This window comes from Idiomarina sp. UBA4206, from assembly GCF_002383015.1.
GTDB lineage: Bacteria > Pseudomonadota > Gammaproteobacteria > Enterobacterales > Alteromonadaceae > Idiomarina > Idiomarina abyssalis.
Genome location: NZ_DFTS01000027.1, coordinates 14768 through 18662, shown reverse-complemented (window position 1 = coordinate 18662; position 3895 = coordinate 14768). Strand labels below are relative to the sequence as shown.

The 3895-nt window shown below is 49.2% G+C and carries 2 protein-coding genes; one reads left to right on the top strand and one right to left on the bottom strand.

What is annotated here, in order from left to right:
* Window positions 1–2063 (bottom strand): TonB-dependent receptor (locus B3180_RS05915; RefSeq protein ID WP_286843514.1); only part of this gene is annotated, 2063 nt, incomplete at its 3' end.
* Window positions 2064–2219: 156 nt separating this feature from the next.
* Between B3180_RS05915 and B3180_RS05910 the strand changes: the two genes are divergently transcribed.
* Window positions 2220–3782 (top strand): serine hydrolase, encoded by a 1563-nt coding sequence (locus B3180_RS05910; protein ID WP_278358522.1) that lies wholly within the window; start codon window positions 2220–2222, stop codon window positions 3780–3782.
* Window positions 3783–3895: the final 113 nt, after the last annotated feature.

Here is a 3895-nt window from a genome sequence, read left to right as displayed (position 1 = left end):
ATGGTGCGTCCGCGACCCGTGAAGTTACGGTTATCTCCGCCGACCGTTTGCGCGTAATAGGTGAAGTAGTATTTATTGAATAAGTTCTCAATACCCAGCGAGAACTGACCCATATCACGAGTCTCAACCAATAAGGTGGCATCAACGGTGTTGTAGCCGTCGAAGTTGTTGATGGCGTCTTCACCGCTGTAAATGTCGCGGTCGAACAGCTTATTCCATTGTACCCGGCTGCTTATCATGCCTGTCCACTGCTGTGACCAGAACAGGTTGGCGCGCTTCGGTGCAATGTTACGGCCGCCTAGCTTAGTATCGACCGAACCATCATCATTGCTGTCATACTCGCCGTTGGTGTCAGCGTAGTTAAGACCTAGAGCGGTGTCATTGGATAGCGCATACTCGGCGCTGAACTCAATACCATCAATTTCAGTTTTTTCACGCTGCACACTGTAAAAACCATCGGCGTCGGCTTGTAGACGAGCGCCCAAGTCAGAGCTTGAGCGGAAGTAGCTCAGTGAGGCGTTCCATGCATTCCCTTGATACTCAATACCCACTTCTTCGTTGTCAGCGATAACCGGTTGTAGATCCAGGAAGCTGCTAACGCTTAAGTCAGGTGTTGAAATCCCGCGCAACACACGGCCAACGTCGGGCATACTGAAGCCTTCAGAATAACTTGCGAAGACACGCCATTCGCCGTTCAGAGCATAAACAGCGCCCAAATTACCCAGTAACTCGTTAAAGCTTGGTTCACCGCCTTCAACGAAGACAGACCCGTAAGATGCCAAAGTAGTGAAGTCATCGGCTTTTAATTTTCCGTATTCATAGCGTAAGCCGCCGCTTAAAGTCAGACCGTTTGCTTGATAGCGCAGTTGCGCATATGGTGCCCAGTTTTCGAATTCCGTTGCCGGTACCCATTTACGACCTGTTTGAGCCAGCTCCTGGAAAGTTTCGTCGGATAAAAAATCCAGCCCGGCGCTAACGGATACAGGCGATTGCTGAATGTTGTTCCAGTTTAGCGTTAAGCGCGAACCATATTTACGAGAGTCATTGCGTGACTGGTCAAAAATTTCGTCGCCGTATGCAGGATCCTGAAACGTTGCATAGGTACCGCCACCGTAAAGTGCGGAAAAGTCCTGGAAGAACAGCTGCCAGTTTACGTCGGCCATTAAAAAGTCGCTGTTGCTGTAAGTTAGACTTGAAGTGGTGACTTCGTTTTCAGGGGCATCGCCAGGATACTGACCTTTGAGTGATAAGGTCGGTACATTCGCCGAGCGATCGCCGTTTACTGAGTAATAGTCGCCGTTACCAGCCATATCAAAGCGGTTGAGCATAAACTCAAGACGTTGTTCGCTATCAATGTCATAGCCGACTTTTGTGAATAAGTCGTAGCTTTTTGAATCCATGGTGTCGCCTTGTGCAACGTCAACACCAATGAGCTGACCTTTGCCATCAACGTACATGCCGGTGTCACGGTACTGAGCACCGAAAACAATGTCCCATTTGCCGCTGCCATGGCGCAGAAGGTATCCGGCTTGGTAGCTTAAGCCTTCTGAAACTTCAGAATCCGGCGCGCTAAAGCCAGCGTTAACCTCGTGGCTGGTTCCTTCTTCGGCTTTTTTTGTGACGATGTTGATGATACCACCGCTAGCGCCCATACCCTGGATAGCGCTGGCGCCGTGAATCACCTCTACACGCTCAATCATGAAAGGATCGATGGTGTAGGCGGCACGCGAACCGTTACGCAGCGGGTTGGATTGAGGTACGCCATCAATTAGGTAAAGCGGCTGACGGCCTCTTAAGGTTTCGCCAGAGCTTGTCAGCTTTTGGCGAGACGGGGAATAGGCGGGAATCAGGTTTCCAAGAATATCTGACAAGGACTCGGCCACACTTAATTGCTGGCGCAACTCTTCACCCTCAATAACCGAAACGGTAGCGGGAATAGCGCTTTGTGGAATACTGGTACGGGTTGCTTTAATTTCGATGGTTTCATCCACTTTTGCTTGTTGTGCAAGCGCAGAACCAGAAATTGCGGCGAGGATTGCAAGGGCAAGAGACTTCTTAAACATGAGAATCCTTATCATTTAAATAATTTGGCGCCAATGATAACGATTCGCATTTTGGTGTCAATAAAAACTTAACTCAGTTTCCGCTATAGTTGATATCGGTAAAAACGAAACAGGTTGTGGTAGTCTGAGAGAAAACAAGAAAAAGGTCATACCATCATGAAAACACTATCTAAGATTTTGTGTGTTAGCGCAGCTGCTGGTGCGTTATTGGCTTGCTCTGACAGTGCAAAGGTTGAGCAGAAAGAGGGCGTTTCACTGGAGCAGAAAATTCGTCAAACCGCCGAACAGTCTCTGGATGCTTTTAACATTCCGGGCCTGGCGGTTATTGCCGTAAAAGACGGAGAAGTGATTTTAGCCGAGGGCTTCGGCGTCCGCGATATTGAGTCACAAGAGCCAGTTACTCCAACAACCTTGTTCGGCATAGCTTCTCATACCAAAGCTTTCACTGCTGCGGCTATGGCAACTCTGGTTGAGCAGGGGAAAGTGGACTGGAATGATAAAGTCATTGAGCACTTACCCAGCTTTAAACTGGCGGACCCGTACATTACTCGCGAACTGACCATTCGAGACTTACTGAGTCACCGCTCTGGTCTTGGGCTAGGTGCCGGTGACTTGATGATTTGGCCGAACACCGACAAAACCACCAACGAAGTCATTGCCGGGTTGGCGAATGTGCCCATTGAGCATGGCTTTCGGGAGCGCTTTGACTACAACAACCTAATGTTTGTGACAGCAGGTGAGGTGATAAGCGAAGTGTCGGGTGTGCCGTACCACCAGTACGTTGAGCAAACGTTGTTTGAGCCCATGCAAATGGACGAAAGCACCATTGGCTTTTCTCGCATTGATGCCAGTTACGACAATGTGGCGGTAGGTACTATTGAAATGGATGGCGAATTGCATCGGTTCCCGCTCGACTTTTTAGAGGACTTTTCTGCCGCTGGCGCAACGGCAGCGAGTGTTGATGATATGAGTCGCTGGTTGCTGACTCTGCTGAATGAAGGCGAAACACCGACCGACAAACGTTTATTTAAGGAAGAGTCGCTGCACGATATGTGGCAACTGACCACGCCACTGCCGGTGTCGGCTGATGCGGCAGAGCAAGGCACATACTTTCGTGGCTATGGTCTTGGCTGGTTTGTTAAGGATTACTACGGCGTTAAGCATGTGTCGCACAGTGGCGGTATTCTGGGAATGTTGTCCTTTACTACCGTTATTCCTGAGGAAGAATTTGCCATTACTGTTATGAGTAATCAGCAGGCGTTTGGTGCGTTGACCGCAATAGTGCAAGAGTCTCTGGAAGTAGTTCTGGATGTGCCGGACCAAGACTGGGTGGCGAAGGAAAGTAAGAAATATCACAATTTCATTCAGAAAAAAGCGGATTTTAAAGTAGAAGCCGTTGATGATCCGCAGCCGTCGCTGGCGTTATCGAAATATGCGGGAACCTATAAAGATGCTTGGTACGGCGATGTCGTTATTTCTGAGCAAAATGACAGCCTGCGTATAGACTTTACTCATACCGAGATGCTGAAAGGTTCGCTGGAGCACTACAACGGCAATACCTTTATTGTGCGCTGGGATGAACCCTTGTTAGAAGCCGATGCTTTTATCGAATTCGATGTGAGTCGGAGTAATCAGGTAGAAGCGGCAACCATGGAAGCCGTAGCTGACTTTACCGATTTTAGCTTTGACTTTCATAACCTGAAACTGGACAAGCAATAGCGGCGCAAACTCTGGACATAGCGGGGGCTAATCCCTATAATGCCCTCGCTTTCCAAAGCACGTGCACCCGTAGCTCAGCTGGATAGAGCGCTGCCCTCCGGAGGCAGAGGTCA